The sequence below is a fragment of the Metabacillus rhizosphaerae genome (genome assembly GCF_037201795.1).
In the GTDB taxonomy this organism is placed as follows: Bacteria; Bacillota; Bacilli; order Bacillales; family Bacillaceae; genus Metabacillus; species Metabacillus rhizosphaerae.
Genome location: NZ_CP147403.1, coordinates 1361593 through 1387448 on the forward strand (window position 1 = coordinate 1361593; position 25856 = coordinate 1387448).

Annotated in this window: 27 protein-coding genes and 1 tRNA gene; 26 read left to right on the top strand and 2 right to left on the bottom strand. The window is 37.7% G+C overall.

Annotation, left to right across the window (positions count from 1 at the left end):
• Window positions 1-54 precede the first annotated feature (54 nt).
• From lgt to hisIE, 12 genes are all read left to right on the top strand, one after another.
• Window positions 55-873, top strand: a complete 819-nt coding sequence (gene lgt / locus WCV66_RS06505) for a prolipoprotein diacylglyceryl transferase (protein WP_066329261.1) — start codon at window positions 55-57, stop codon at window positions 871-873.
• Between the two features lie 29 nt (window positions 874-902).
• Window positions 903-1850, top strand: coding sequence for a nucleoside recognition domain-containing protein (locus WCV66_RS06510; RefSeq protein ID WP_338788341.1), 948 nt, complete (start codon window positions 903-905; stop codon window positions 1848-1850).
• Window positions 1840-2481 (top strand): pyrophosphatase PpaX, encoded by a 642-nt coding sequence (ppaX, locus tag WCV66_RS06515; RefSeq protein WP_338788344.1) that lies wholly within the window; start codon window positions 1840-1842, stop codon window positions 2479-2481. The genes WCV66_RS06510 and ppaX overlap by 11 nt, the downstream gene beginning before the upstream one ends.
• A 1-nt stretch (window position 2482) precedes the next feature.
• Window positions 2483-3007: an acyltransferase gene (locus WCV66_RS06520; RefSeq protein WP_338788345.1), complete on the top strand. Its 525-nt coding sequence runs from the start codon at window positions 2483-2485 to the stop codon at window positions 3005-3007.
• A 373-nt stretch (window positions 3008-3380) separates the two neighbouring features.
• Window positions 3381-4547: an ATP phosphoribosyltransferase regulatory subunit gene (locus tag WCV66_RS06525; RefSeq protein WP_338788347.1), complete on the top strand. Its 1167-nt coding sequence runs from the start codon at window positions 3381-3383 to the stop codon at window positions 4545-4547.
• 25 nt (window positions 4548-4572) lie between these two features.
• Window positions 4573-5178 carry an ATP phosphoribosyltransferase gene (gene hisG / locus WCV66_RS06530; RefSeq protein WP_396652621.1) on the top strand — a complete coding sequence of 202 codons (606 nt, stop codon included), beginning with the start codon at window positions 4573-4575 and terminating at the stop codon, window positions 5176-5178.
• 4 nt (window positions 5179-5182) lie between these two features.
• The gene (gene hisD, locus WCV66_RS06535; RefSeq protein ID WP_066329248.1) at window positions 5183-6451 is read left to right on the top strand and encodes a histidinol dehydrogenase; all 1269 of its coding nucleotides are present in this window, start codon (window positions 5183-5185) and stop codon (window positions 6449-6451) included.
• A gap of 13 nt (window positions 6452-6464) precedes the next feature.
• Window positions 6465-7055 carry an imidazoleglycerol-phosphate dehydratase HisB gene (gene hisB, locus WCV66_RS06540; RefSeq protein WP_338788349.1) on the top strand — a complete coding sequence of 197 codons (591 nt, stop codon included), beginning with the start codon at window positions 6465-6467 and terminating at the stop codon, window positions 7053-7055.
• A gap of 1 nt (window position 7056) precedes the next feature.
• The gene (gene hisH, locus WCV66_RS06545) at window positions 7057-7680 is read left to right on the top strand and encodes an imidazole glycerol phosphate synthase subunit HisH (RefSeq protein ID WP_338788350.1); all 624 of its coding nucleotides are present in this window, start codon (window positions 7057-7059) and stop codon (window positions 7678-7680) included.
• A gap of 2 nt (window positions 7681-7682) precedes the next feature.
• Window positions 7683-8420 (top strand): 1-(5-phosphoribosyl)-5-[(5-phosphoribosylamino)methylideneamino]imidazole-4-carboxamide isomerase, encoded by a 738-nt coding sequence (gene hisA / locus WCV66_RS06550; RefSeq protein ID WP_338788351.1) that lies wholly within the window; start codon window positions 7683-7685, stop codon window positions 8418-8420.
• Entirely contained in the window at window positions 8417-9175 is a 759-nt protein-coding gene (gene hisF, locus WCV66_RS06555) for an imidazole glycerol phosphate synthase subunit HisF (RefSeq protein WP_066329241.1), read from the top strand. The genes hisA and hisF overlap by 4 nt, the downstream gene beginning before the upstream one ends.
• Window positions 9172-9801, top strand: a complete 630-nt coding sequence (gene hisIE / locus WCV66_RS06560; RefSeq protein WP_338788352.1) for a bifunctional phosphoribosyl-AMP cyclohydrolase/phosphoribosyl-ATP diphosphatase HisIE — start codon at window positions 9172-9174, stop codon at window positions 9799-9801. Before hisF ends, hisIE begins: the two co-directional genes overlap by 4 nt.
• Before the next feature lie 247 nt (window positions 9802-10048).
• Here hisIE and WCV66_RS06565 read toward each other — a convergent pair whose 3' ends face one another.
• Complete coding sequence (locus WCV66_RS06565) at window positions 10049-10534, bottom strand: hypothetical protein (RefSeq protein WP_338788353.1); 486 nt, start codon at window positions 10532-10534, stop codon at window positions 10049-10051.
• A gap of 408 nt (window positions 10535-10942) precedes the next feature.
• Here WCV66_RS06565 and WCV66_RS06570 point away from each other — a divergent pair, with 408 nt between their 5' ends.
• The 13 genes from WCV66_RS06570 (at window position 10943) to WCV66_RS06630 (ending at window position 24666) form a co-directional block, all read left to right on the top strand.
• On the top strand, window positions 10943-11653 hold the full coding sequence (locus WCV66_RS06570; RefSeq protein ID WP_066329231.1) for a GntR family transcriptional regulator: 711 nt from the start codon (window positions 10943-10945) through the stop codon (window positions 11651-11653).
• A 291-nt stretch (window positions 11654-11944) separates the two neighbouring features.
• Complete coding sequence (locus WCV66_RS06575; protein ID WP_338788355.1) at window positions 11945-13042, top strand: amidohydrolase/deacetylase family metallohydrolase; 1098 nt, start codon at window positions 11945-11947, stop codon at window positions 13040-13042.
• Window positions 13020-14126, top strand: coding sequence for a DgaE family pyridoxal phosphate-dependent ammonia lyase (locus tag WCV66_RS06580; protein WP_338788356.1), 1107 nt, complete (start codon window positions 13020-13022; stop codon window positions 14124-14126). Before WCV66_RS06575 ends, WCV66_RS06580 begins: the two co-directional genes overlap by 23 nt.
• Before the next feature lies 1 nt (window position 14127).
• Complete coding sequence (dagF, locus tag WCV66_RS06585; protein ID WP_338788357.1) at window positions 14128-14883, top strand: 2-dehydro-3-deoxy-phosphogluconate aldolase; 756 nt, start codon at window positions 14128-14130, stop codon at window positions 14881-14883.
• Entirely contained in the window at window positions 14876-15892 is a 1017-nt protein-coding gene (locus WCV66_RS06590; RefSeq protein WP_338788358.1) for a sugar kinase, read from the top strand. Before dagF ends, WCV66_RS06590 begins: the two co-directional genes overlap by 8 nt.
• Window positions 15893-16031: 139 nt before the next feature.
• On the top strand, window positions 16032-17357 hold the full coding sequence (locus tag WCV66_RS06595; protein WP_338788359.1) for a gluconate:H+ symporter: 1326 nt from the start codon (window positions 16032-16034) through the stop codon (window positions 17355-17357).
• A gap of 256 nt (window positions 17358-17613) precedes the next feature.
• Window positions 17614-19074, top strand: a complete 1461-nt coding sequence (locus WCV66_RS06600; protein ID WP_338788360.1) for a tetratricopeptide repeat protein — start codon at window positions 17614-17616, stop codon at window positions 19072-19074.
• Between the two features lie 265 nt (window positions 19075-19339).
• On the top strand, window positions 19340-20290 hold the full coding sequence (trxB, locus tag WCV66_RS06605; protein WP_338788361.1) for a thioredoxin-disulfide reductase: 951 nt from the start codon (window positions 19340-19342) through the stop codon (window positions 20288-20290).
• A gap of 653 nt (window positions 20291-20943) precedes the next feature.
• Window positions 20944-21402 (top strand): 8-oxo-dGTP diphosphatase, encoded by a 459-nt coding sequence (locus tag WCV66_RS06610; protein ID WP_066329206.1) that lies wholly within the window; start codon window positions 20944-20946, stop codon window positions 21400-21402.
• A 117-nt stretch (window positions 21403-21519) separates the two neighbouring features.
• Window positions 21520-22425, top strand: a complete 906-nt coding sequence (gene rapZ / locus WCV66_RS06615) for an RNase adapter RapZ (protein ID WP_083964509.1) — start codon at window positions 21520-21522, stop codon at window positions 22423-22425.
• 3 nt (window positions 22426-22428) lie between these two features.
• On the top strand, window positions 22429-23397 hold the full coding sequence (locus WCV66_RS06620; protein ID WP_066329204.1) for a gluconeogenesis factor YvcK family protein: 969 nt from the start codon (window positions 22429-22431) through the stop codon (window positions 23395-23397).
• A gap of 29 nt (window positions 23398-23426) precedes the next feature.
• Window positions 23427-24377, top strand: a complete 951-nt coding sequence (gene whiA, locus WCV66_RS06625) for a DNA-binding protein WhiA (protein WP_066329200.1) — start codon at window positions 23427-23429, stop codon at window positions 24375-24377.
• A 31-nt stretch (window positions 24378-24408) separates the two neighbouring features.
• Window positions 24409-24666: an HPr family phosphocarrier protein gene (locus tag WCV66_RS06630; protein ID WP_066329198.1), complete on the top strand. Its 258-nt coding sequence runs from the start codon at window positions 24409-24411 to the stop codon at window positions 24664-24666.
• Window positions 24667-24776: 110 nt separating this feature from the next.
• On the opposite strand, the gene clpP is transcribed toward WCV66_RS06630, so the two are convergent.
• A complete protein-coding gene (clpP, locus tag WCV66_RS06635) occupies window positions 24777-25373 on the bottom strand; it encodes an ATP-dependent Clp endopeptidase proteolytic subunit ClpP (protein ID WP_066329197.1) in 597 nt (198 codons plus the stop codon).
• 367 nt (window positions 25374-25740) lie between these two features.
• Here clpP and WCV66_RS06640 point away from each other — a divergent pair.
• Window positions 25741-25816: transfer RNA gene (locus WCV66_RS06640), tRNA-Arg, on the top strand.
• The last annotated feature ends 40 nt before the right edge of the window (window positions 25817-25856 follow it).

The window sequence follows — 25856 nt, forward strand, 5'->3', positions numbered from 1 at the left end:
AAGATAGTACATAGATTATATATATTAAAAATAAGTATAGAGGGAGTTGAGAGAATGGAAGAGAATTTACAGCCTCTTGATCCAATATTTCTTGAATTAGGACCGATACAAATTCATTGGTATGGAGTCATTATTGGTGTTGGAGCATTACTCGGGCTTTTACTTGCAGTTAGAGAAAGTGAGAGAAGAGGGTTACATAAAGACACGTTTGTTGATGTGGTGTTATTTGCAATCCCAATGGCAATTTTAGGGGCAAGGGCATACTATGTCATTTTTCAATGGGACTATTATTCTCAAAATCCCGGTGACATTATAAAAATATGGAATGGTGGTCTCGCTATTCATGGCGGGCTTATTGCGGCAATTATTACTGGTGCAATCTATGCGAGAGTAAAGAAAATTTCCTTTTGGCAGCTTGCTGACATCGGTGCACCAAGTATTCTCCTAGGTCAGGCAATTGGTCGTTGGGGAAACTTTATGAATCAAGAGGCACATGGCGATACAGTTTCAAGGGAGTTTTTAGAGGGATTAATGCTGCCTGATTTTATCGTGAATCAAATGTATATAAATGGCGCTTATTATCATCCAACCTTCCTATATGAATCCTTGTGGAATTTTGCAGGAGTTATCGGTTTGCTTTTGTTAAGAAAAGCTAATTTTAGACGTGGAGAGCTGTTTTTAACTTATGTCATTTGGTATTCGGTCGGTCGCTTCTTTATAGAAGGTCTCCGAACAGATAGCTTGATGCTTACAGAGACTTTACGAATTGCTCAGGTTATTTCGATTGTTTTAATTGCAGTTGCTGTAGGAATCATGATTTTCCGCCGAGTAAAAGGACATTCTAACGTAAGATACTTAGATTCAAGTCAATAAAGGTATTACACATCAAGGAGAGGTTGGCTATGGGGAATAGTTTAAAAAGCGGCTTTCAAGCTGGGATCCAGACAACCTGGACATTAGGAAAGGTGATCTTTCCAATCACGTTAATTGTTTGTTTGCTACAGCATACGCCTGTACTAGATTGGTTGGCAACGCTGATTACCCCGATTATGGGAATCTTCGGTTTATCTGGGGAAGCGGCAATCCCGTTAGTCATCGGCAATTTTCTTAATCTGTATGCAGGGATTGCGGCGATTTTATCGCTTGATTTAACTGTGAAAGAGGTTTTTATCTTAGCTGTCATGCTATCCTTTTCACACAATTTACTTATTGAGTCATCTGTTGCAGCAAAAGTTGGTCTTAAGCTGTGGGTAATCCTATTTGTAAGGATTGGTCTTGCCTTCGTATCCGCCATCGTTGTGAACCTTGTCTGGCAGGGCGGCGGAGAAATGGCCCAATATGGTTTTGTAAGCAAAACAGAGGTTGTCCCAAACGGTTGGTTGGAAATCATTGGTTTGGCCATACAAAAGGCAGGCTTAGGTGTTCTCCAGCTAGCATTAATTGTAATTCCATTAATGATTGTGATTCAATTTTTAAAAGACTTAGGTTTATTAACTGTTTTCACAAAATGGATGGCACCGGTGACAAGGATGTTAGGGATGAAAGAAAATACGTCGATGACATTAGTTGCAGGACTTACAATTGGATTGGCATATGGGGCAGGTGTGATGATCCAGGCTGTAAAAGAGGATAATGTAAGTCGCAAAGATTTAACGTTAGCGTTTATTTTCCTTGTTGCATGTCATGCGGTTGTTGAGGATACACTTATTTTTATTCCATTAGGAATTCCTGTTTTGCCATTGCTTGCAATTCGTCTAGTTGTGGCAATCCTATTAACAATAACAATTGCGACGATCTGGCGGAAGGTAGAAGCTGTACCAAGCAGAAAGGAAGCGTCTTATGAAAATTAATACACTGTTATTTGATTTAGATGGAACATTAATTAATACAAACGAGCTCATTATTGCATCGTTCCTTCACACGTTAAATTCATATTACCCAAGCAAATATAAACGAGAAGATGTTCTACCGTTTATCGGTCCAACTCTTTATGATACGTTTGGCAGTGTGGATCAAGATCGAATGGATGAAATGGTTAAAGTTTATCGTAAATTTAATCATGAACAGCATGATACCCTTGTAACCGAATATGAAACTGTTTTTGAAACAATTAAAACACTCAAGGAGCAAGGCTTTAAACTAGGGATTGTTACAACGAAAATTCGTGACACCGTGAATATGGGATTAAAACTAACTAAGCTTGATCAATTTTTTGATGTTGTCGTTACCCTTGATGATGTTGAAAATGCAAAGCCACATCCTGAACCAGTTTTATTGGCGTTAAAGCAGCTTGATTCATCACCTGAGGAAGCAATCATGGTTGGCGATAATCATCATGATGTTGAAGCAGGAAAAAACGCTGGAACGAAAACAGCAGGAGTAGCTTGGAGTATTAAAGGTAGAGAGTATATTAGTAGCTATAACCCAGATTATTTATTAGAAAAAATGAGTGATTTACTACCAATCGTCGGAGTGGAATGATGTGAGAAGAACGACTAGATACCCAGTTTCTGGCGCGAATTCATTATGGCATGTTTATAAGACAGTACCATTTTGGAAGGTTGTCCGAAACTTTATTGTCATTCAGCTCGCAAGGTATACACCATTTTTATCCGTAAAGAACTGGCTTTATCGAACCTTTTTAAAAGTGAAGGTAGGAAAACATGCTTCATTTGCACTAATGGTGATGCTTGATGTGATGTTTCCTGAGAAAATATCAGTAGGTAGAAATTCTGTGATTGGCTATAATACAACAATTCTAGCTCATGAGTATTTAATCAACGAATATCGCCTCGGAGATGTAGAGATTGGCAACGAGGTGCTAATTGGTGCCAATTCTACCATCCTCCCTGGTGTGATCATCGGTGACGGTGCTATTGTCTCGGCAGGAACACTCGTCCATAAGGATGTTCCTGCAGGTGCATTTGTTGGTGGAAATCCAATGCAAATTATTTATACAAAAGAAGAGCTGGCAAAAAGGGAACTGGAGGCTGCTAGTAAAAACTAGTGGCCTTTTTGCATAATTCTGTATTCTCAAACTTGGTTGCTATTTACCAAGTAATGCAGTGTGGTTGATTTCCGTTCCAATCAACCTTAAATAGTTTTCTTTTTAAAAGAAACAATCTTTTAGAACTGAGCCTATGCTTAATAATGGGCCAAGCTATTGTCTGAAAACATAGGAAGGCCAAGCGTTAATCATGAAATAAATAAACGTTTGTTTAACTATATTTTAAAAAGACTGAATAAATAAACAATTAATAAATAGCGAAGGTTAGCCAAAATGTGTAATTAATTTCTTGAAAAAACTCCTTCACTTTGGTAGTATATTAGCATATTAGCGAAGTAAAGCATTCTGAAAATTACGACGGGGGTACAGAAACATGTTTATGTTTGAGAAACCGCTTGGAATGGTTGATACATTACCAAATCTATATGAAGTAAAGAAGAAAACGCGTCATGCGATGACAAATGTCATTGAGCAATGGGGCTTTCAATTTATTGAAACACCAACTCTTGAATACTATGAGACAGTTGGGGTTCAATCCGCGATACTTGATCAACAGCTTTTTAAACTATTAGATCAGCAAGGTCATACATTGGTGCTCAGACCAGATATGACAGCACCTATAGCTCGAGTTGCTGCATCTAAATTATATAATCATCTTTACCCTTTACGACTTGCGTATTCTGCAAATGTTTTTCGCGCACAGCAGCGAGAAGGTGGTCGTCCCGCTGAGTTTGAACAGGTTGGGGTGGAATTAATCGGTGATGGAACAACAAGTGCAGATGCTGAAGTGATTGCATTGATGATTGCTTCACTAAAGGAAGCTGGACTTGAGAATTTTAAAATTGCCATCGGCCATATTGTCTATGCAGATGCCTTGTTTAAAGAGGTATTAGGAAATCAAGAACGTGCTGATGTTTTAAGGCGCTTCTTATATGAAAAAAATTATGTAGGCTATAAAGAGCATGTTAAAGGGCTGCCGCTATCTTCAATTGATAAAGAGCGCTTATTTAGTTTATTAACTTTACGTGGAGGCATTGATAAAGTAGCAGAAGCTAAGGATTTAGTCTCCACTGTGGCTGCACGTGACGCATTAGAAGAAATTACTCAGTTATGGTCTACACTAGAAGCATTTCAGGTCACAGATTATTTAAAGCTAGATTTAAATATTGTCAGTCATATGAGCTATTACACTGGGATTTTATTTGAAGTCTATGCAGACAATGTTGGCTTTCCAATAGGTAGTGGTGGAAGATATGATCATCTTTTTGAAAAATTTAATCGAGCAGCACCAGCAACTGGATTTGGTTTACACATTGATCGCATTATAGAGTCTCTGAAAATGACAGATGAACAACAGCTACAATGTGTGATCTATAGTCTGGAACGCCGTACAGAGGCGATTGCCCATACAAATGAGCTTCGCATGAACAATAAACGAGTTGTCATGCAAGATATAAATGGAATTAAAGATGTTGATGCATTTACAAAGCATTTTGAAGAGGTAGTCTATTTTATCGGTTCAAGAAAGGAGGAGCTGTGAGGTGAAAGATGTGTTAACGATCGCGATGCCAAAAGGAAGAATTTTTGAGGAAGCTGCAGATATGCTTCGTAAAGCCGACTATCAGCTCCCACCTGAATTTGATGAGTCAAGAAAGTTGATTTTAGATGTCCCAAATGAAAATATTCGCTTTATTTTAGCAAAGCCTATGGATGTTGTGACATATGTAGAGCACGGTGTTGCCGATGTTGGAATTGCGGGTAAGGATGTCATGTTAGAGGAAGATCGTGACGTTTATGAGGTTCTTGATTTAAAAATAAGTGAATGCTATTTAGCGGTTGCCGGACTTCCGAATGCAAAACTAACAGATGTTGCTCCTAAAGTGGCAACAAAATATCCGAATGTGGCATCAAGCTACTTCCGTGAACAAGGAGAACAAGTTGAAATCATTAAATTAAATGGTTCAATTGAACTGGCACCATTGATTGGTTTAGCAGATCGCATTGTTGATATTGTCTCGACTGGAAGAACGTTAAAAGAGAATGGTTTAGTTGAGCTTGAGCATATTTGTCACATTACATCTCGTTTGATCGTAAACCCTGTTAGCTATCGTATGAAGGATGAGCCAATTGATGAACTAGTTGAACGGTTATCGAAAGTCATTGGAGGTTAATGCAATGAAAATTACCCGTATTACTGATAAAAAAGTATCGTTAAGACGAACAATTGATACTGGGACAGAAGAACAAAGGAAAATCGTTCAATCGATTATTTCAACCGTTCGATCTGACGGAGACAAGGCGCTTTTTTCCTACACAGAAACATTTGATAAAGTATCATTATCAAGCTTAAAGGTGACAGAAGAAGAATTTACAGCAGCATATGAAGAGCTGGATAATGAATTAGTTGAGATTATCCGTGAAGCAGCAGCCAATATTCGCTCTTTTCATGAAAAACAAAAGCGTGAATCTTGGTTTAGCTATAATGATGAGGGAACAATGCTTGGACAAAAAATCACAGCACTAGATGCAGTGGGGGTTTATGTACCAGGTGGAACCGCAGCATATCCGTCCTCTGTATTAATGAATGTGATTCCTGCACAAGTTGCTGGGGTAAAGCGGATTGTTATTACATCACCTCCAAATCAACAAGGTACACTGCCAGCAGGTGTTTTAGTTGCAGCCAAAGAACTTGGCATTGCTGAAATTTATAAGGTTGGTGGAGCACAAGCAATCGCAGCGTTAGCATATGGAACTGAAACGATTGCTGCTGTGGATAAGATCATGGGTCCAGGAAACATTTTTGTTGCGTTAGCAAAACGAGAAGTATTCGGTATTGTTGATATTGATATGATCGCAGGTCCAAGTGAGATTGTTGTCTTAAGTGATGAAACAGCAAGGGCAAATGAAATTGCTGCAGATTTATTATCTCAAGCAGAGCATGATAAAAACTCATCTAGTATTCTCGTGACAACGTCGATGAATCAGGCTGAGGAAGTAAAGCTTGAAGTAGAAAAACAAGTTGCTACTTTACCTCGAAAAGAGATTGCTAAGGCATCTGTTGATACGTATGGTCATATTTACGTGACTGATGATCTAGAAACAGCAATTGCTGTTGTGAATGAGCTTGCTCCAGAGCATCTTGAAGTACTAACAGAAAATCCATTAGCGATTTTAAATGATTTAAAGCATGCAGGAGCGATTTTTCTTGGACGTTATAGCTCAGAACCTGTAGGTGACTATTTTGCAGGTCCTAACCATGTGTTACCAACAAATGGTACAGCACGTTTTTCTAGCCCGTTAAACGTCGATGATTTTATGAAAAAATCGAGTATTATCTCATACAGTGAAAAAGCATTTACTAACAACTATGAAAAAATTGCAAAATTAGCTAGGCTCGAGGGATTAGAAGCCCATGCTCGTGCTTTGGAAGAAAGACGAAAATAAGGAGGAAATACTAATGACAAGAACGGCATCAGTTGAGCGTAATACAAAAGAAACACAAATTTCCTTATCATTTAACGTAGATGGAACAGGTCAGTCTTCACTTAAGACAGATGTTCCGTTTATGGACCACATGCTCGATCTTTTTACAAAGCATGGGCAATTTGATTTAACAGTTGAGGCAAATGGTGATATTGAAATCGATGACCACCATACAACAGAGGATATTGGTATCTGTTTAGGTCAGGCTCTGCGTGAGGCATTAGGTGATAAAAGAGGAATTAAGCGCTATGGAAGTGCGTTTGTACCAATGGATGAGGCCCTTGCACAGGTTGTAGTTGATTTAAGTAATCGTCCACACTTAGAGTTCAAAGGAGAGTTTCCGAGTCAAAAGGTTGGAACATTTGATACAGAAAATGTTCATGAATTTTTATGGAAGTTTGCCCTTGAAGCACGTATGAACCTTCATGTGATCGTTCATTATGGACATAACACACACCATATGATTGAGGGAATTTTTAAAGCATTAGCAAGAGCTTTGGATGAAGCCACGATGGTTGATCCACGCATTGAGGGTGTTCTTCCTTCTACGAAAGGAATGTTATAAGATGATCGCCATTATCGATTATGGAATGGGGAATTTATATAGTGTTAGCAAAGCGCTAGAGCGAATGAACGTCGACTATATTGTTTCCCACGAGGAAGCTGTGTTAGAAAAAGCGGATGGCTATATCCTCCCAGGTGTTGGGGCGTTTAAGGATGCTATGGCGATATTAACGGAAGCTGGTTTAACCAGCTTTATTAAAAAAATCGTTGCAGAAGGCAAGCCACTCTTAGGAATTTGCTTAGGTATGCAGCTTTTGTTTGACGAGAGTGAGGAAAACGGATTAACAAAAGGTTTATCACTTTTACCAGGTAAAGTTGTGAAAATTCCTGACACGATAGAGGGAAACACGCTTAAGGTTCCACATATGGGGTGGAATGATTTGAACATACGAAATCAAAGTCCTTTACTTCAAGGTATTGATAGTGGCTATGCTTATTTTGTTCACTCTTACTACATTGATACTGAGCAAGGTGACACGCTTTTAGCAACAGCTGATTATGGTGTTGACGTTCCAGCCGTTGTTGGAAAAGGAAATGTGTATGGTACCCAATTTCATCCAGAAAAAAGTAGTGAGCTTGGGTTAGCCATTTTAAAAAATTACATTAAGATCGTGGAAGGAGAATGAAGATGAGCCAATTTATTATTTATCCTGCAATTGATATGCGAGGTGGCAAGTGCGTAAGATTGCTTCAAGGTGATTATGACAAAGAAACGGTATATGGCGATTCTCCTTTTGATATGGCAAAACAATTTGATGATCAAGGGGCAAGCTGGATCCATATGGTTGATCTAGATGGTGCTAAAGAGGGAAAGCTTGTGAATCATCAGCATGTAATTGACGCAGCTACAAAGCTATCAGCAAAAATTCAAATTGGTGGCGGCATTCGTACTGAAGAAGATGTGGAATATTATTTATCAAATGGAGTCGATCGTGTCATCCTTGGTAGTGCGGCAATATCAAATCCTGAATTCGTAAAAAAGATGCTTGCTACATATGGTGAAAAGATTGCAATTGGCATTGATGCAAAGGATGGCTATGTTTCTACAGAGGGTTGGTTAAATACGTCAAATGTAAAAGCAACAGACCTTGGGAAAGAACTTGCTAATGCTGGTGCAGAAGTATTTATCTTCACTGATATTGCAACAGATGGCATGCTTTCAGGACCAAATGTTGAGGCAATCGTTGAAACGGCTAAGGCAACAAATAAGCAAGTCATTGCCTCTGGTGGTGTGAGCTCGTTAAAGGATTTAGAAACACTTTCTGAATACGAAAGTGAAGGAGTATCTGGTGCGATTGTTGGAAAGGCGCTCTACACGAATCAATTTAGTTTAACAGAGGCATTGAAGGTAGGAAATCCATCATGATCACAAAGCGTATTATTCCTTGCTTAGATGTAAAAGAAGGCCGAGTTGTAAAGGGAATCCAATTTTTAGGATTAAGAGATGCAGGAGATCCAGTTGAGCTAGCAAAGTTTTATGATCAAGAGGGTGCAGATGAGCTAGTCTTTCTTGATATTTCTGCGTCACATGAAGGACGGAAAACAATGGTTGATGTTGTTGAGCAAGTAGCAGCACAGCTTGCGATCCCATTTACTGTTGGTGGCGGCATAAATTCACTTGAAGATATGAAAAGAATACTGCGAGCAGGTGCGGATAAAGTATCATTAAATACAGCTGCTTTACTAAATCCAGAGCTAATCACAGAGGGAGCAGGATTCTTTGGTTCTCAATGTATTGTTGTCGCAATTGATGCGAAATATGATGAAGAATTAGGCAGCTGGCGTGTTTATACCCATGGTGGAAGAAATGCAACAGAATGGGAAGTTGTTCAGTGGGCACAGGAAGCTGTTAAACGTGGTGCCGGAGAAATCCTACTAACAAGTATGGACAGTGATGGTGAGAAAAACGGCTTTAATCTCGCATTAAATAAAGCGGTAAGTGAAGCAGTAACTGTCCCTGTGATTGCCTCAGGTGGGGCAGGAAATGCAGAACATTTTTTAGCTGCCTTTGAAGAAGGAAAAGCTGATGCAGCACTAGCAGCATCAATTTTCCACTATAAAGAAACGTCCGTAAAAGAAGTAAAAGTTTACTTAAATCAACAGGGGGTGAATGTACGATGATTGAATCGATTAAATTTGACCAAAATGGGCTAGTTCCGGCAATCGTACAGGATGCGGCAAGTAAAGAAGTATTAACTTTAGCCTACATGAACGAGGAATCGTTAAAAAAGACGATAGAAACGAAAGAAACATGGTTTTATAGCCGTTCAAGACAAGAGCTCTGGCACAAAGGTGGCACATCAGGAAATATTCAAAAGGTTGTTGAAATGAGATATGATTGTGACCAGGATGCGATCTTAGTTCTTGTACAACCAGCTGGACCTGCATGTCATACAGGTGCATACACATGCTTTAGTGAAACAATTGCTAAACAGGAAGTATCAGTCGTTCAAGATCGCTTTCAAATTTTTAACACATTAGAAAAACTTATTGCAGAACGTGAAAATGAACTTCCTGAAGGCTCTTATACAACCTATCTTTTTAATGAAGGTGTCGATAAAATCCTGAAAAAGGTTGGCGAAGAAGCATCAGAGGTTATTATCGCGTCAAAAAATAGAGATGCTGAAGAACTTAAATGGGAAGTAGCTGATTTGCTATTTCATTTAATGGTATTGCTGAGAGAACAAAAGCTTCCATTAGATGAGGTGTTAAGTGTGTTAGAAAAGAGACATGTTGCGAAGGACTAGTGAAGTTGGTGAGAAAGAGTCTTTTTAGGGTCTAATACATACCTGATTTCAGATGCAACAATAGTCTTAGGTTTGAAAGATCAAAATGATAGATAGTATGTTAAATAAGCTTATTTAATGAAAGGGCGCTATCCTGGAACAAGGATAAGCGCTCATTTTTCATTTTTAGACCATTTAATTGAGTTTATAAACTAAGAAATGAATGCTTTATACAGGTTTCCAATATCTTGTTTTCAATAACCTATATTTATGACTCTTTTCGTATTAACCTTAAATGCCAAGGTAACCAAAAACCAAAAACAATAATAAATACAGGGATAGACCACCAAGTTTGCCATCCTTTTAACTTCATGTATCCAACTTGTACAAGCACCCATTCAGATAAAAAAGACAAAAGTGTAAAAAGAGCAACATATAACCATTTCTTTTCTGGTTTAAAATGGTTAAGAAATATTACAGCGTAACAAGAAGGGATGATACCATAACTTATCAAATCACCAATTCCTTCTTGCTTTGGATCACGGCCTAGATCAAAGATATCAAAGTAATTTAACATAAAGAACATATCTATTATTAATGCTACATAACCAATCGTACCAAAGATAAGATAAATTTCTCTCCAATTTAACCGTTTTGGCATGAAAAGTATGTAAATCAAAGCGATAGTACCTAAAGTAATAGGAAACCAAATACCTTTTGCTGTCAAATCTAAGTTTTGTATAAACTTTTCCACGGTGTGTCTCCTTTATGAATTGGTTATATGTAAAATTTATTTACTATTATTTGATAATTTAAAATAAATATGCTCATAAGTCTTAAAAACATTAGTACTTCCTAAAAGAATTATTAAAAATATAGATCGAAAAAAACAAAGTACCAAAAATGGTTGAGCATTTTTACATTAGTATTTAAATACATGGAGCTCTGTAGAGCAATTGATCCCTCTATTTTCAAAAAGATACAACATTTATACAATTACTGGTACAATAAAAAAGAATGTGTACTTTGATAAACAACAAAATAAATGACTTCATATGTAAAGGAAAAGCATTACATATAGAGACTTACCAGTTGCTTCTTTAGACAATATTTGAACATTGTTTGATTTAAGATTAGAAACGTTGGAAAGGTAGATATCTTTATGAGATTGTTACGTAATAAGGGACCATTTTATATTCAAGTAAAAAATGAATTAAAAGAACGGATCATAAAAGGAGAATATCCAAAAAATTCGTTAATCCCACCTGAACCCGTATTAGAAAAGGAATTTGGTGTCAGTAAAATCACGATCCGCAAAGCTGTTGAACAATTGGCAATGGAGGGCTATGTGGAAAAACATAGCGGTATTGGTACGAAAGTATTGGATAATCGTGCAATCTCTAAATTATCAAAGGGTCAGGGATTTTCTGAATATTTATTATCGACAGGATATACGTTAAGGAAGGGCAACGTAACGATCTCTAAAGTTGATGTTTCAAACCATCCAATTTTATCTACAAACTTTGAAAGAGAGTGCTATTGTATTGAGCGGATTTATACGTTAAATGAACAACCATATATTCATTTTACACACTATATTCCTGATCGATTTTCACTTTCATTAGACCCTGAAACAGTTAAAGATTCCTTATATGAATTGTTATATAAAAAGGGAGTATACTTTAATCGATTTCAAGATGAATTTGGTGTAGAAACACCAAATGAAAAAATTGCGAACTTGCTAAATATAGAATCGAAACCACTATTTCAAAGAACTCGTTTTTCATATGATATCAATGAACAATTAATCGAATACTCAATCGGATACTATAATACCGATATTCATAAATATGTTGTGAATTTAAATGTATAGGAGAAAAAGCTAAGTTACCCAATAAGTTCTTAGCTTTTTTCTGTTATTCAGATATTCATGGTTTGGACATGGAATATTTTACATTTAAATTCAGTTAACAAACATTATAACGTTATATTTACTTTGTTGATTTTCTGTGTTATCTTATCGTTATAACAATCTTAACCTTATTGAATCATTAAACATTATAACGTTATGATTATTTTATTTTTTCTCTCACACAACCTATGTTATGGGAGGAATAGGTCTACAATATAAATTGTAAGCGCGTTTAAATTAGAGGTGAATGAATTGAAAGACTTCGTATTGAGCCAAGTAAAGACAGTAAATGGAGAAGAGATTGATATTGTCATAGAGGCTGGTGAAGTTACCCAGGTGACTAAGGCTGGGTATGGACAAGGAAAGCATGTTTTAGATTACTCAGGTGTTTATGTATCTAGTGGCTGGATTGATTTACATGTTCATGCATTTCCTGAATTTAATCCGTATGGTGATGAAATTGATGAAATTGGAGTTAGTCAAGGTGTAACGACAATCGTGGATGCAGGGAGCTGCGGAGCTGATCGAATTTCAGATTTGGTAGCAAGTAGAAAAACAGCTAAAACGAACGTATATGCATTTTTAAATATTTCTCGTATTGGTTTAAAAAGAGTGGATGAACTATCTAAGTTAGAATGGATTGATAAAGAGAAGGTTGTACAAGCAGTTAATGATTATAAAGAAGTTATCGTCGGTTTAAAGGCGCGGATTAGTAAAAGTGTTGTTAGTGAAAGCGGTATTGAACCATTAAGGATCGCTCGTACTCTTTCTAGTGAAACATCATTGCCGTTAATGGTCCACATCGGTTCGGGACCGCCAACTATTGATGAGGTTATTTCACTCTTGGAAAAAGGGGATATCATTACGCATTATCTTAATGGAAAACAAAATAATCTTTTCGATGCACAAGAGGAGCCTCTCCAAGTGTTCAAGCAAGCAATTGAACGCGGTGTGCATTTGGATGTTGGTCATGGTACGGCAAGCTTCTCATTTAAAGTTGCTGAAGCTGCCAAACGACATCATATCGGTTTAAATACGATCAGTACAGATATCTACCGTGGGAACCGATTGAACGGTCCTGTATATAGTTTGGCCAATGTACTGACTAAATTTCTTTCCTTAGGATATTCGCTGGAAGAAGTGATTACAGCGGTTACAACAAATGCAGCTAATTGGCTTAAAAAACCTGAGCTTGGCCGGATAAAGGTCGGAGACGTTGCGAATTTAACACTTTTTACCGTTCGAAATGAACCGATTAAACTAACTGATTCCGAAGGAGAAAAGCGAGTAGCGGATCGAAGAATTGAAACAATAGGAGTGGTTGCAAATGGCGAATTCATTGAATGCTAAATATGGTCTTAAACGTGTGATTAATGCAAGTGGACGAATGAGTATCTTAGGTGTATCAGCTCCGACCGATACGGTTATGGATGCGATGAAGCAAGGTGGACAAAGTTATGTTGAGATTGCAGATTTAGTAGATAAAGCAGGTGATTACGTAGCACGCATTCTAGGTTCAGAGGCAGCGGTGATCGTCAACTCGGCGTCAAGTGGTATTGCACTTTCTGTTGCGGCAATTGTTACACAAGGGAATCGTCGTAAAAGTTTGCGTCTGCATCAAGAAGATATTTCTAAAAGTGAAATCATCATGCTAAAAGGTCACAACGTTCAATACGGTGCACCTGTTGAAACGATGATCTATTTAGGCGGAGGAAAGCTTGTTGAAGTTGGCTACGCTAATGAAGGAAGAGCGGAACATATAGAGGATGCGATTTCTGAAAACACAGCAGCCATTCTTTATGTTAAATCACACCATGCCGTTCAAAAAAATATGATTTCTGTGGAGGAAGCATGGGAGATTGCTGATCGAAACGGAGTTCCACTCATTGTGGATGCTGCTGCAGAGGAAGACATTCAAAAGTACGTGAAATACTCTGACCTTGCAATCTACAGCGGTTCGAAGGCCATTGAAGGTCCAACTTCAGGGATTATTGGTGGTAAGCAAACCTATATTGAGTGGGTGAAAGTTCAATTACATGGGATTGGACGCAGTATGAAAGTTGGGAAAGAAACATCATTTGGATTACTTCAAGCTCTCGATGAATACGGCCAAAAAGAAGATAAAAGCGAACAAGAAAAGGAATTATTACAATCATTAATGCCATTGAATGAACTTGAAGGCGTCACTGTGACGATTGTTCAGGATGAAGCGGGTCGAGCGATATTCCGTGCAAGGATTCAAATTGATCCGAAACAAGCACATATAACAGCAAAAGAAGTCAATTATTGTCTGCGCGAAGGTGAAATTGCCATCTATACACGTGATTATGGTGTGAGACAGGGTTATTTCGATATCGATCCCCGTCCACTGCAAAATGATGATATTGAAGTAATACAAGCTAAGATACGTGAACTAGTAGGGGGAGGAAAATAAGATGTCAAACATTACAAAACGTTTTTACAAGAACCGTGTCGCATTAAATGTTTTAGCAAATAGTGTAGAGAATGCCAAAGAGGTATACGAAGCAGCTGAAGGTTTTGTTTTAGTCGGTGTTCTTTCAAAAGACTACCCAACGATAGAAGAAGCAGTAGCAGCTATGAAAAACTACGGAAAAGAAATTGATGAAGCCGTATCGATTGGTTTAGGAGCTGGTGACAATCGCCAAGCTGCTGTAGTAGCAGAGATTGCGAAACACTATCCTGGCAGTCATATTAACCAAGTATTTCCTGCTGTTGGAGCAACACGTGCCAACCTTGGTGAAAAGAAGAGCTGGATTAATAGTTTAGTGTCTCCGACAGGACGTGTAGGTTATGTGAACATTTCAACAGGACCAGTTAGCGCTGCGCAGGACGAGCATGCGATTGTACCAATCAAAACGGCGATTGCGCTTGTACGTGACATGGGAGGTAACGCATTGAAATACTTCCCAATGAAAGGGTTAAGCACTGAAGACGAGTTCCGAGCAGTTGCACAAGCATGCGGGGAAGAAGGATTCGCATTAGAACCAACAGGCGGGATCGACAAAGAGAATTTTGAAGCAATCTTGCGTATTGCCTTGGAGGCTAATGTGCCACAAGTTATTCCTCACGTGTATTCATCGATTATCGACAAAAATACAGGGAAAACAAATGTCGAAGATGTACGTGAATTACTTGAAACGATAAAGAAATTGGTTGATCAAAATGCCTAAACATGTTGCAGCATTTGGAGAAGTAATGATGCGCTTGCAGGTGCCAGGATATGAACTCCTGTCACAAGCAAGCACATTAAACTATTCTTTCTCCGGTACGGGAGTAAATGTAACCGCAGCTTTAGCACGCTTTGGGCATACTGGGTATCTCGTGTCTACATTGCCAGCGAATGCAGTTGGTGATGCAGCAGTATCATATCTACAAAAATTAGGTGTTACACAATCGTTCATTATGCGTGACGGAAATTACGTTGGAATGTACTTTTTAGAAAATGGATTCGGTGTACGGCCTAGTCGGGTAACCTATTCCAATCGACTTGAGAGCAGTTTCAATACAGCATCTGAGGGAACGTATGATTTCAATAGAATGGCAAAGAAAATGGATGTTGTTCACTTTTGTGGAATCACGCTTGCGATGAATGATACTGTCCGTCATCACATGAAAACATTCGCTAAAGCAGTTAAAGAAAATGGAGGTACTGTTGTATTTGACTGTAACTACCGTCCATCCCTCTGGGGCGAAGACGGATATGAAAAAGCAAAACCACATTATGAAGAAATGCTTCATTTGGCGGATATTGTCATGATGAATGAAAAAGATGCAATGTTTGTCCTTGGTATGAAAACAGAGAAGGAAGATCGCGGAAAGCAGCTCATGGAATTGATTCCAGCTGTAGCGAAAACATACAATATTTCTGTCATTGCAGGAACGCATCGTTCAATCAATGGTGACAATACCCATTCTTTACGCGGTTTTATTTTCAAAAATCAAACATTCACATTTTCAAAAACACTCACGTTTTCTGTCTATGACAGAATAGGTGCAGGAGATGCCTATACAAGTGGAATTTTACATGGAGAAATGGAAGGGTTTTCGCTTAAGAAAACGGTTGAATTTGCCGCAGCAGCAGGAATGCTTGCACATACAATAGTAGGCGATACCCCGATGTCATCGGAGAGTGATATTCTGCGGGTGATGACAGACTCAGTAGGCGATATAGAAAGGTAGTAAAGATCAAGGTAGTACCTTACAAAAATGCTTATTTGTGTAGTGAATTATAGATAGAGAAATTACGAGAATTGAGAAAAGCTCCTTTTCTCGCTAAGGATTTGTAAACGTTTACGTACTGGGAGAAGGGGGAAGAACGATGGAATTATATTTATTATCAATTACATTGCTTTCGATTGTGATTGTCATTTTAGGAGTAGCTTGGTGGAAATGGCATGCGTTCATTAGTTTAACCGTTGCTAGTTTGTTCTTAGCGATTATGTCTGGTTTATCGATGGATAAAATCGTTAGTGCATATGAAACCGGTGTTGGGAGCGTCCTAGGTCATTTAGTAGGAATCTTGGCGTTAGGGACGATTTTAGGAAAGTTGATGTCAGATTCAGGTGCAGGAATGCAAGTGGCAGATTTCTTTATTCGGATCTTTGGTGTAAAAAAATTGCCTTGGGCGATGTTGCTCTCAGGTTTTATCATTGGGATCCCAGTATTTTTTGACGTAGGGATCGTCATGTTATTACCACTAGTTATTTCAATTTATAGAACGACAAAACAAAACATTTTATTAATTGCCATACCTGTTCTTGCTGGGTTATCTATTGTTCACGGTCTTGTACCTCCACATCCAGGAGCAATGACGGCGATAGGTATCTATAATGCTAATATAGGAAAAGTCTTGGTCTACTCTCTCATCATTGCTCTGCCAGCAGCCATCATTGCAGGGCCATTGTTTGCAAAGTGGGTTAAAAATCGCGTGATTCCTGAAGGTGAGCCACAGTTAATTCGAGTAAGTAATACGTCAGAAAAATTGCCAAGCACGGGCATTTCATTTTTCATTATCTTATTACCAGTTCTATTAATGGTGTTATCAGTCGTTGCACCGTATATGTCACTGCCTAGTGGTGTGCTAAAATTCTTTCTGTTTATTGGAAGTCCTGTCATCGCACTTTTAATTTCTTGTTTCGCAGCATTTTACTGTCTTGGAATTCGTCAAGGTATGGATAAAACATTTATTCAGAAGTTATCAGAAGAGTGCTTGCTGCCAGTTGGTCCAATTATTTTAATCATTGGTGCAGGCGGTGGATTTAAACAAATCCTTATTGAAAGTGGCGTAGGAACATCCATTGCCCAAATGTCCGAGCATTTTTCTCTCTCACCAATTGTGTTGGCGTTTATTGTAGCAGGATTAATACGTATTGCTACAGGTTCAGCTACAGTAGCATTAACAACAGCAGCTGGAATTGTTGCACCAGTTATTGAACACATGTCAGGTGTGAACCTAGAATTACTCGTTATCGCAACAGGTGCAGGATCGCTAATGTTCTCACACGTAAATGATGCTGGTTTCTGGATGGTAAAAGAATATCTGGGCTTATCAGTAAAAGAAACATTTAAAACGTGGACGGTATTGGAGACATTGCTTTCATTTATTGCTTTTGGGACGGTTTTATTGTTCGATATGTTCGTTTAAAACAAAACTCGTTTTCTACACATTGTAGAGGGAGTCAAACTCTCGACAAAAGGGGTTCGGAATGTCTAGTTCCGAATCCCTTTTGAGATTTTTTACGAATTCACTCAAAAAAATTAAGGTAAGGAGAGTGATCTATAGTAAACGATGAAAATCCGTGTAAAGCTGTGTTTTGGAATGTTTTGTATCCCCTCTATTATTCGACACTTATCTTATGGTATACTAACCTACGGTGAAATGAATGAAATGGAGGATTTCAGTGGGAAAACAATTGAGCAAACAACAACAAAAAGCACAGGTTGTCCCGTTTCTCCAAGATGGACAATATTATTATAATAAAGGCCTGAAGGCTTATCGAGAGCAGAACTTTCCAAAGGCAAGCAAATATTTGCAAAAGGCAGTTGATTTAAATCCTAAAGATTTAACAATGCTATCCCAATTAGCAACGATTTATACAGATATGGGGAAGTATAGCCAATCAAATGAATTGCTTTCATATATACTTGATGAAGTTGACAAAGAAATGACAGAGTGCCACTATTTTATGGCAAATAATTTCGCACATCTTGGATTATTTCAGGAAGCATATAAGTGTGCAACTGAATATGCAAACAAAGAACCTTATGGTGAATTTATAGAGGAAAACGAAGACCTTATTGATCTCCTTACAATGGAAGATGATGGGGAGGAACCGTTTTTAAAGGATCCAGATGATTTGATATTAAAACAGGATGCCGCAAAATCTCTATTAGAAAATAGTCAGTTTGAAGAGGCTATTTTACTACTTGAAGAGATTGTCGTGGAGTACCCTGAATTTTGGTCTGCCCATAATAATTTATCGCTAGCTTATTTCTATGTTGGAGAAGTTGATAAAGCGAAAGAATATTTGCAAACCGTTCTTCAACGTAATCCTGGTAATCTACATGCGTACTGCAATTTATTAGTTTTTTATTTTTATGAACGCCAAGATGAAAAGGTTGAAGAGCTTACAAAAATACTATCGACAGTTCATCCGCTTCTTTACGAGCATCGTTATAAATTAGGGGCAACCTTCGCGTTAGTAGGGTATTATCCACTTGCATATAAATGGCTTCGTTCTCTTCATAAGTCAGGATTTGAAGGTGATGACACCTTTTATTATTGGCTATCCTATTCAGCTTATTTTACAGGACATATTTCTTTTGCTGAACAGATGTGGGAGCGTGTGTTAAAAGAAAATAAAAGTAAGGCTGGTTCTGAGCCATGGAATCATAAGGTTGACACAGCTTTCGGGCGAGCAACGAGTATGACGTTAGAAGAGCGCTTGTATGCTATTTTTCTTGCAGCTCAAACGAATAATTATGAGCAAATTAATGATTACAAAGCATCAAATGTTCCACAGTCACAATTAGAAAAAGAATTTATCAAGTTAGCCTTATCGAAGGATTTTAATGCTTATGATAAAATTACCTCTTTTTATCAGATTGCAAACTCTTTATTTGTACACTCTGAGCATGATGAGTTATTTTTATTTTCGTTTAAAATTCTTATAAAAGCATATAAACGTGACTATTCGCTAAAAAACCAACTTGGTTGGGCAGCAGCGTTAGATTACGTATGGAAAAATCAAAGTAATGAGCAAGTAAGCCAAGCTACAATAGCAAATATGTATGGTGTATCGGTTTCTTCGGTTGGGAAGTATGTAAAGCTTATTAAGAACATGACTGACATTAGCATTTAACGACAAGTCTTTATACTTAGTTTTGGTGTCTAGCTCCAGCGCCTAGACCCTCGGGGTCATAAGCCACTCAGGAATTGAAGACAAAGAACGTCTTTTATTCCTGAGCGTCTTATGCCTGCCTTAGTCTGATCAAGGCGCTTGCGCTTCTCTTAGTTTGAGCAAAAAAATGGCATGAATCGTCATTATTTTATACGATGTTTATAGGGCAAAATGAAGAAGATATCGTACAGATCAAAGTAAACTTTCTTGTTAGGAGTGAACATTCGTGTCAGAAGAAAAAATATATGACGTGATTATCGCAGGTGCGGGTCCAGCAGGCATGACTGCAGCTGTTTATACATCACGTGCAAACTTATCAACACTTATGATTGAACGTGGGGTGCCAGGTGGGCAAATGGCAAACACAGAAGAAGTTGAAAACTATCCCGGTTTTGATCATATATTAGGACCAGAGCTATCAACGAAAATGTTTGACCATGCGAAGAAGTTCGGTGCTGAATATGCATACGGTGATATTAAAGAAGTGATTGATGGCGTAGAGTACAAAACGGTTATAGCAGGAAAAAAAGAGTACAAAGCACGCGCAGTTATTATTACTACTGGTGCAGAATATAAAAAGATTGGTGTACCAGGTGAAAAAGAACTAGGTGGACGTGGCGTTTCTTATTGTGCAGTTTGTGATGGTGCATTCTTTAAAGGAAAAGAGCTAGTTGTAGTTGGTGGCGGAGATTCAGCTGTCGAAGAAGGTGTGTATTTAACACGTTTTGCTTCTAAAGTTACAATCGTTCATCGACGTGAAGAATTACGAGCGCAAAAAATTCTGCAACAACGTGCATTTGATAACGAAAAAGTAGATTTCATTTGGAACCATACTGTGAAAGAAATTCATGAACAAGATGGTAAAGTAGGGAAAGTAACATTAATTAATACTGTTAATGGTGAAGAACAAGAATTTAAAACAGATGGTGTCTTCATATATATTGGAATGGTTCCTTTATCAAAACCATTTGAAAGTCTTGGTATCACAAATGAGAATGGGTATATTGAAACAAATGATCGCATGGAAACTAAGGTTGAGGGGATCTTTGCAGCTGGAGATATTCGTGAAAAAACGCTTCGCCAAATTGTCACAGCAACTGGTGATGGCAGTATTGCAGCGCAAAGTGCTCAACACTATGTAGAAGAGTTAGCGGAGAAGCTAAAAGCAGTTAAGTAAGCCTCGGATAAGTGTTTGGTATCTAGCTCAAAAGCCCAGCGACATATGAACAGGTGCTTGCGCTTTTCAATTTTAACAAATTCGTAATTCTGTTTTAACTCTCCTGTAACATGGGTGAAACAATTATAGGTTATTATTGAGTTAGTAATTGACCCCCTTTTATAAATAGACTTATTTTAGAGCATGGGCGCCCTTTCCCATGCTCCCTTTTTTTGTCCTCACAACTGTTTTATTTTTTCACGTACAGGAGTAATACAGTGATTTTTACCTACCTCTTTAGAATGAAGTTCAATTCACTATTAATATGAATTTTGTGTGAAATCGTTAGTTTTACCTTAAAAAGTGAAACTGTTTTGATTTTCATTCGTATATACATATAGAAAGTCCAACATTTACAACCAATCGACTTCGTTGTTAAGACCAAATTAAAATAGTATAATAAATGAAAGTGAAGAACGTAACAAACAAGATTAGACTTTTGTACTTAGTGTAGGTGTCTAACTCCTGAAGAGGAATAATAAAACCTTTTTTTCTAGGGTCCGGTCACATATTAATAGAAGGTAATGAATCCCTTCCTTATATGCAAATGCCCCTAAGAAGCTGAGTATTCGCTTATGCTTTTCTAAAGTCATGTGAAAATAGAGGTGAAGAAGGTGCAACGAGTTACAAATTGCGTCTTAGTAGAAGGAAACAAAGTACTTCTCCTGCAAAAACCAAAAAGAGGCTGGTGGGTAGCTCCTGGTGGAAAAATGGAGCTAGGTGAATCTGTTAAGGATACCGTAACCCGTGAATATCGCGAGGAAACTGGCATATACATTAAAAACCCTCAGTTAAAGGGAGTTTTTACCTTTTTAATTCAAGACGGCAAAGAAATTGTATCTGAATGGATGATGTTTACGTTCTTAGCATCAGATTATCAGGGTACAAATGTCCTTGAATCGGAAGAGGGAACAATTAAGTGGCACGAGAAGGAAGCGATTCAACAATTGCCAATGGCTCCAGGGGATCATCACATATTGGATTATGTCATTAAGGGGACGGGTATGCTATATGGAACCTTTACCTACACACCGGATTATGAATTAATCTCCTATCGTTTAGATCCACAATAAATTAAACTATCTCCTATGAGACAATTTAATTCAATACATTAATAATATGTGGGAACTTTGACAATCCATATATTTTAATAAATAGAGCTAGGTATCAGTAGAGAGGAGGAAAAGGCTATGACGATTGAAAATAGTGAACAACAAATTTCAACTCAAGAAGTACAGATGGTGATTATCACAGGGATGTCAGGTGCGGGTAAAACTGTGGCGATTCAAAGTTTCGAAGATCTAGGGTATTTTTGCGTTGATAATTTACCACCTACATTGCTGCCGAAATTTTTAGAGCTAATGAAAGAATCTGGCGCTAAGATGAATAAGGTTGCATTAGTTATGGATTTACGAGGAAGGGAGTTCTTCGACCATCTTTTCCAAGCACTTGATGATTTGTCAGAAAGTACTTGGCTTACACCGCAAATATTATATCTTGATGCGAAAGACGCTACACTAGTAACAAGATACAAAGAAACGCGGAGGTCACATCCGCTAGCTTCAAAAGGGCTTCCATTAGAGGGGATTGGTCTTGAACGTGAGCTTCTCGAGGAGCTTAAAGGAAGAGCACAGCTTATCTATGATACTTCAGACTTGAAGCCAAGAGATTTAAGAGAAAAAATCCTGAAGCAATTTTCTTCAAGTGTTGAGCATACATTTACTGTAAATGTGACTTCATTTGGATTTAAATATGGTGTACCAATTGATGCTGATCTAATGTTTGACGTAAGATTTTTGCCAAACCCGCACTATATTGACCATATGAGACCAAAAACTGGATTACAAGAAGAAGTGTCCTCTTATGTGTTAAAATGGAGTGAAACACAAAAGTTTTTAGAAAAACTCATCGATTTGCTTACTTTTATGCTTCCTTATTATAAACGGGAAGGTAAAAGTCAAATCGTCATTGCGATTGGTTGTACGGGAGGACAGCATCGCTCGGTAACACTTGCAGAATACATTGCAAACCATTATAAAAATGACTATCATACTCAAGTTTCTCACCGGGATATTGAGAAAAGAAAGCAACATTAATTAATGGTGAATGAACATTTGCCAAAGGTTGTCATCATTGGCGGGGGTACTGGTTTATCTGTCCTATTACGAGGATTAAAGCAGTTCCCCTTAGACATTACAGCAATTGTCACAGTCGCAGATGATGGCGGGAGCTCAGGCAGGCTCCGAAATGAATTAAACATTCCTCCTCCTGGTGATATTCGCAATGTATTAGCAGCTTTGTCAGATGTTGAGCCTCTTGTCGAGGAGCTTTTTCAGCATCGTTTCAATAAAGGCAATAATTTAATTGGACATTCATTAGGAAATCTTATCCTAGCTGCTATGACAAATATTACTGGTGACTTTGTCCATGCAATAAAGGAAATGAGTACTGTTTTAAATGTGCGTGGAAAAGTATTACCTGCTGCAAATACCAGTGTCATTTTAAACGCTGAAATGGAAGATGGAACCATTGTTTCTGGTGAGTCCAAAATTCCTTTTTCAGGAAAGAAAATAAAGCGAGTCTTTCTTAGTCCTGATGATATTGAGCCGTTACCTGAAACAATTGATGTGATTAGAGAAGCGGATTTAATTATAATTGGGCCTGGAAGTCTGTACACAAGTATTCTCCCTAACCTTCTTGTTCCAAAAATAGGCGAAGAGGTTTGTAAAGCAAAAGCAAAAAAGGTTTACATTTGTAATGTGATGACACAAGCAGGAGAAACATTGAATTTTTCTGCAAGTGATCATGTTAAAGCATTATATGATCATATGAGATGCACATTTATGAATACCATTCTTGTTAATGAAGAAGAAATTCCTGATCATATCAAATCGTTATATGAAGAGGAGCTTGCAAAGCCAGTACATTTTGATATCGAGGCATTAAAATCATTAGGCCTTGAGGTCATCACAGATAAAATTGTAAGTTACGAAAATAGTGTTATTAGACATGATACAAATAAAGTGGCAAAGCTACTTTATGGAATCCTTCAGCAAGAAATGACATAAGTGCATGTCTTAGAATGGGGGTGCAGTGGTTGTCATTTGCATCTGAAACAAAAAAGGAACTAACAAACTTAGAACTAAAGCCTTGCTGCCTAAAAGCAGAGCTATCTGCACTTATTAGAATGAATGGATCCCTTTCATTTTCAAACCGAGTGATTATGGTTGATATTCAAACAGAAAATGCAGCTATTGCAAGGCGTATCTATATATTATTAAAAAAACAATATGATATCACAGTGGAATTACTAGTACGTAAAAAAATGCGATTGAAAAAGAACAATGTCTATATTGTTCGCCTAGCTGAAAAGGCAAAGGCTATCTTAGAGGATTTAAATATTTTAGAGGAAGATTTTACCTTTGTAAGGAATATATCAAGCTCACTGGTGAAAAAGAAATGTTGCAAACGCTCTTATATTCGTGGAGCATTTCTTGCAGGAGGCTCTGTTAACAATCCTGAAACTTCCTCTTATCATCTCGAAATTTTCTCTCTTTACAAAGAGCATAATGATTCTCTTTGCGAGTTAATGAATACATTTGATTTAAACAGCAAGACGTTAGAACGAAAAAAGGGCTTCATTACGTATTTAAAAGAAGCAGAAAAAATTACCGAGCTTCTTAATATAATCGGTGCCCATCAAGCATTACTTCGTTTTGAGGATGTAAGAATTGTCCGAGACATGAGAAATTCTGTTAATCGTCTAGTGAATTGTGAAACAGCCAATTTGAACAAAACGATTGGTGCTGCACTAAGACAGGTTGAAAATATTCGATTCATTGATAATAAAATTGGGCTAGATGCATTACCCGATAAACTTCGAGAAATAGCAAAGCTACGAGTCGAATATCAGGATGTTACATTAAAAGAACTGGGTGAAATGGTAACAAGCGGAACAATTAGCAAATCTGGTATAAACCATCGCTTACGAAAATTAGACCAAATTGCAGAACAACTACGAACTGGCCAACCGCTATCATTAAAATAATAAATTAATTAAAAGAGAAGAGGAGATAACTATGGTTGAAAAAAAAGTTGAAGTTCACCTGAAAACTGGTTTACAAGCTCGTCCAGCAGCACTATTTGTTCAAGAAGCAAACCGGTTTGCATCAGATGTTTTCTTAGAGAAAGACGGAAAAAAGGTAAATGCTAAAAGCATTATGGGGCTTATGAGTTTAGCAATAAGTTCAGGATCTATCATAACACTAATTGCAGAAGGTAATGACGAAGAAGAAGCAGTAGATACATTAGCTAACTATGTACAGCAAGAAGGATAACAAAAGGCAGCACACCGCTCAGGAAATAGAGACGGTGTGCTATTTTTTACCCTATTTAAATAACAGAAAAGAAAAAAGCTTACCTTCAATGGTAAGCTTTTTACTATATATTACTTTTCGCCAATTGGGCTACGGTCTAATACTTTATCAATTAAACCATACTCTAGAGCTCGACTAGCAGTCATGAAATTATCACGCTCTGTATCACGCTCAATGACATCTAAGGACTGACCAGTACGGTCTGAAAGAATTTTGTTTAATTTGTCACGCAAGAAAAGAATACGCTTTGCAGCAATTTCAATTTCTGTTGCCTGACCTTGTGCTCCGCCAAGTGGTTGGTGAATCATTACTTCACTGTTAGGAAGTGCATAACGTTTACCCTTTTCACCAGCTGCAAGTAAGAATGCACCCATTGAAGCGGCCATACCGATACAAATTGTTGAAACTTGTGGTTTAATAAATTGCATCGTGTCATAAATTGCCATACCAGCAGTGATTGATCCACCAGGTGAGTTAATATAAATGGAAATATCCTTTTCTGGATCCTCTGCTTCTAAAAATAATAGCTGAGATACGATTGAGTTTGCTACGTTATCGTCAATTCCACTTCCAAGCATAATAATGCGGTCTTTCAATAGACGAGAGTAAATGTCGTAAGCACGCTCACCACGATTTGTTTGTTCAATAACTGTAGGGATTAAATTCATTATTCTATTCCTCCTTCGTAATAAGAAAGATTGCACTAAAGGATAAACTTATACCAGTATGTAATCCTTTAGAACATAATACTAAACATGCATCTAGCAGTTGTAATACTTTATGTATTTCCATCATACAACTAAGGTCAATAAAGGTCAAACGAAAAGGTCAAAGATCCTTATTGACCTTATTTATACTATACTATGTATTTGTTAATCATAACATGTTTATCATGTTTCCCACATTTATTGCATTTCAAACGGTATAAATAATCGAAATTGGATTAGGAATAGAATATAGTGTTTGCTATAAAAAGACAGTTGAAATTATTGTAAAGTTCACGTATAATTTTCGTTACTGATGTATGAATATTTTGCGCTCGTAGCTCAGTCGGATAGAGCGGTGGTTTCCGGTACCACGTCTGCCGGGGGTTCGAATCCCTCCGAGCGCGTCATAGATGTTTAGGATAGCAAGGGTTTGAGTGAATCTCA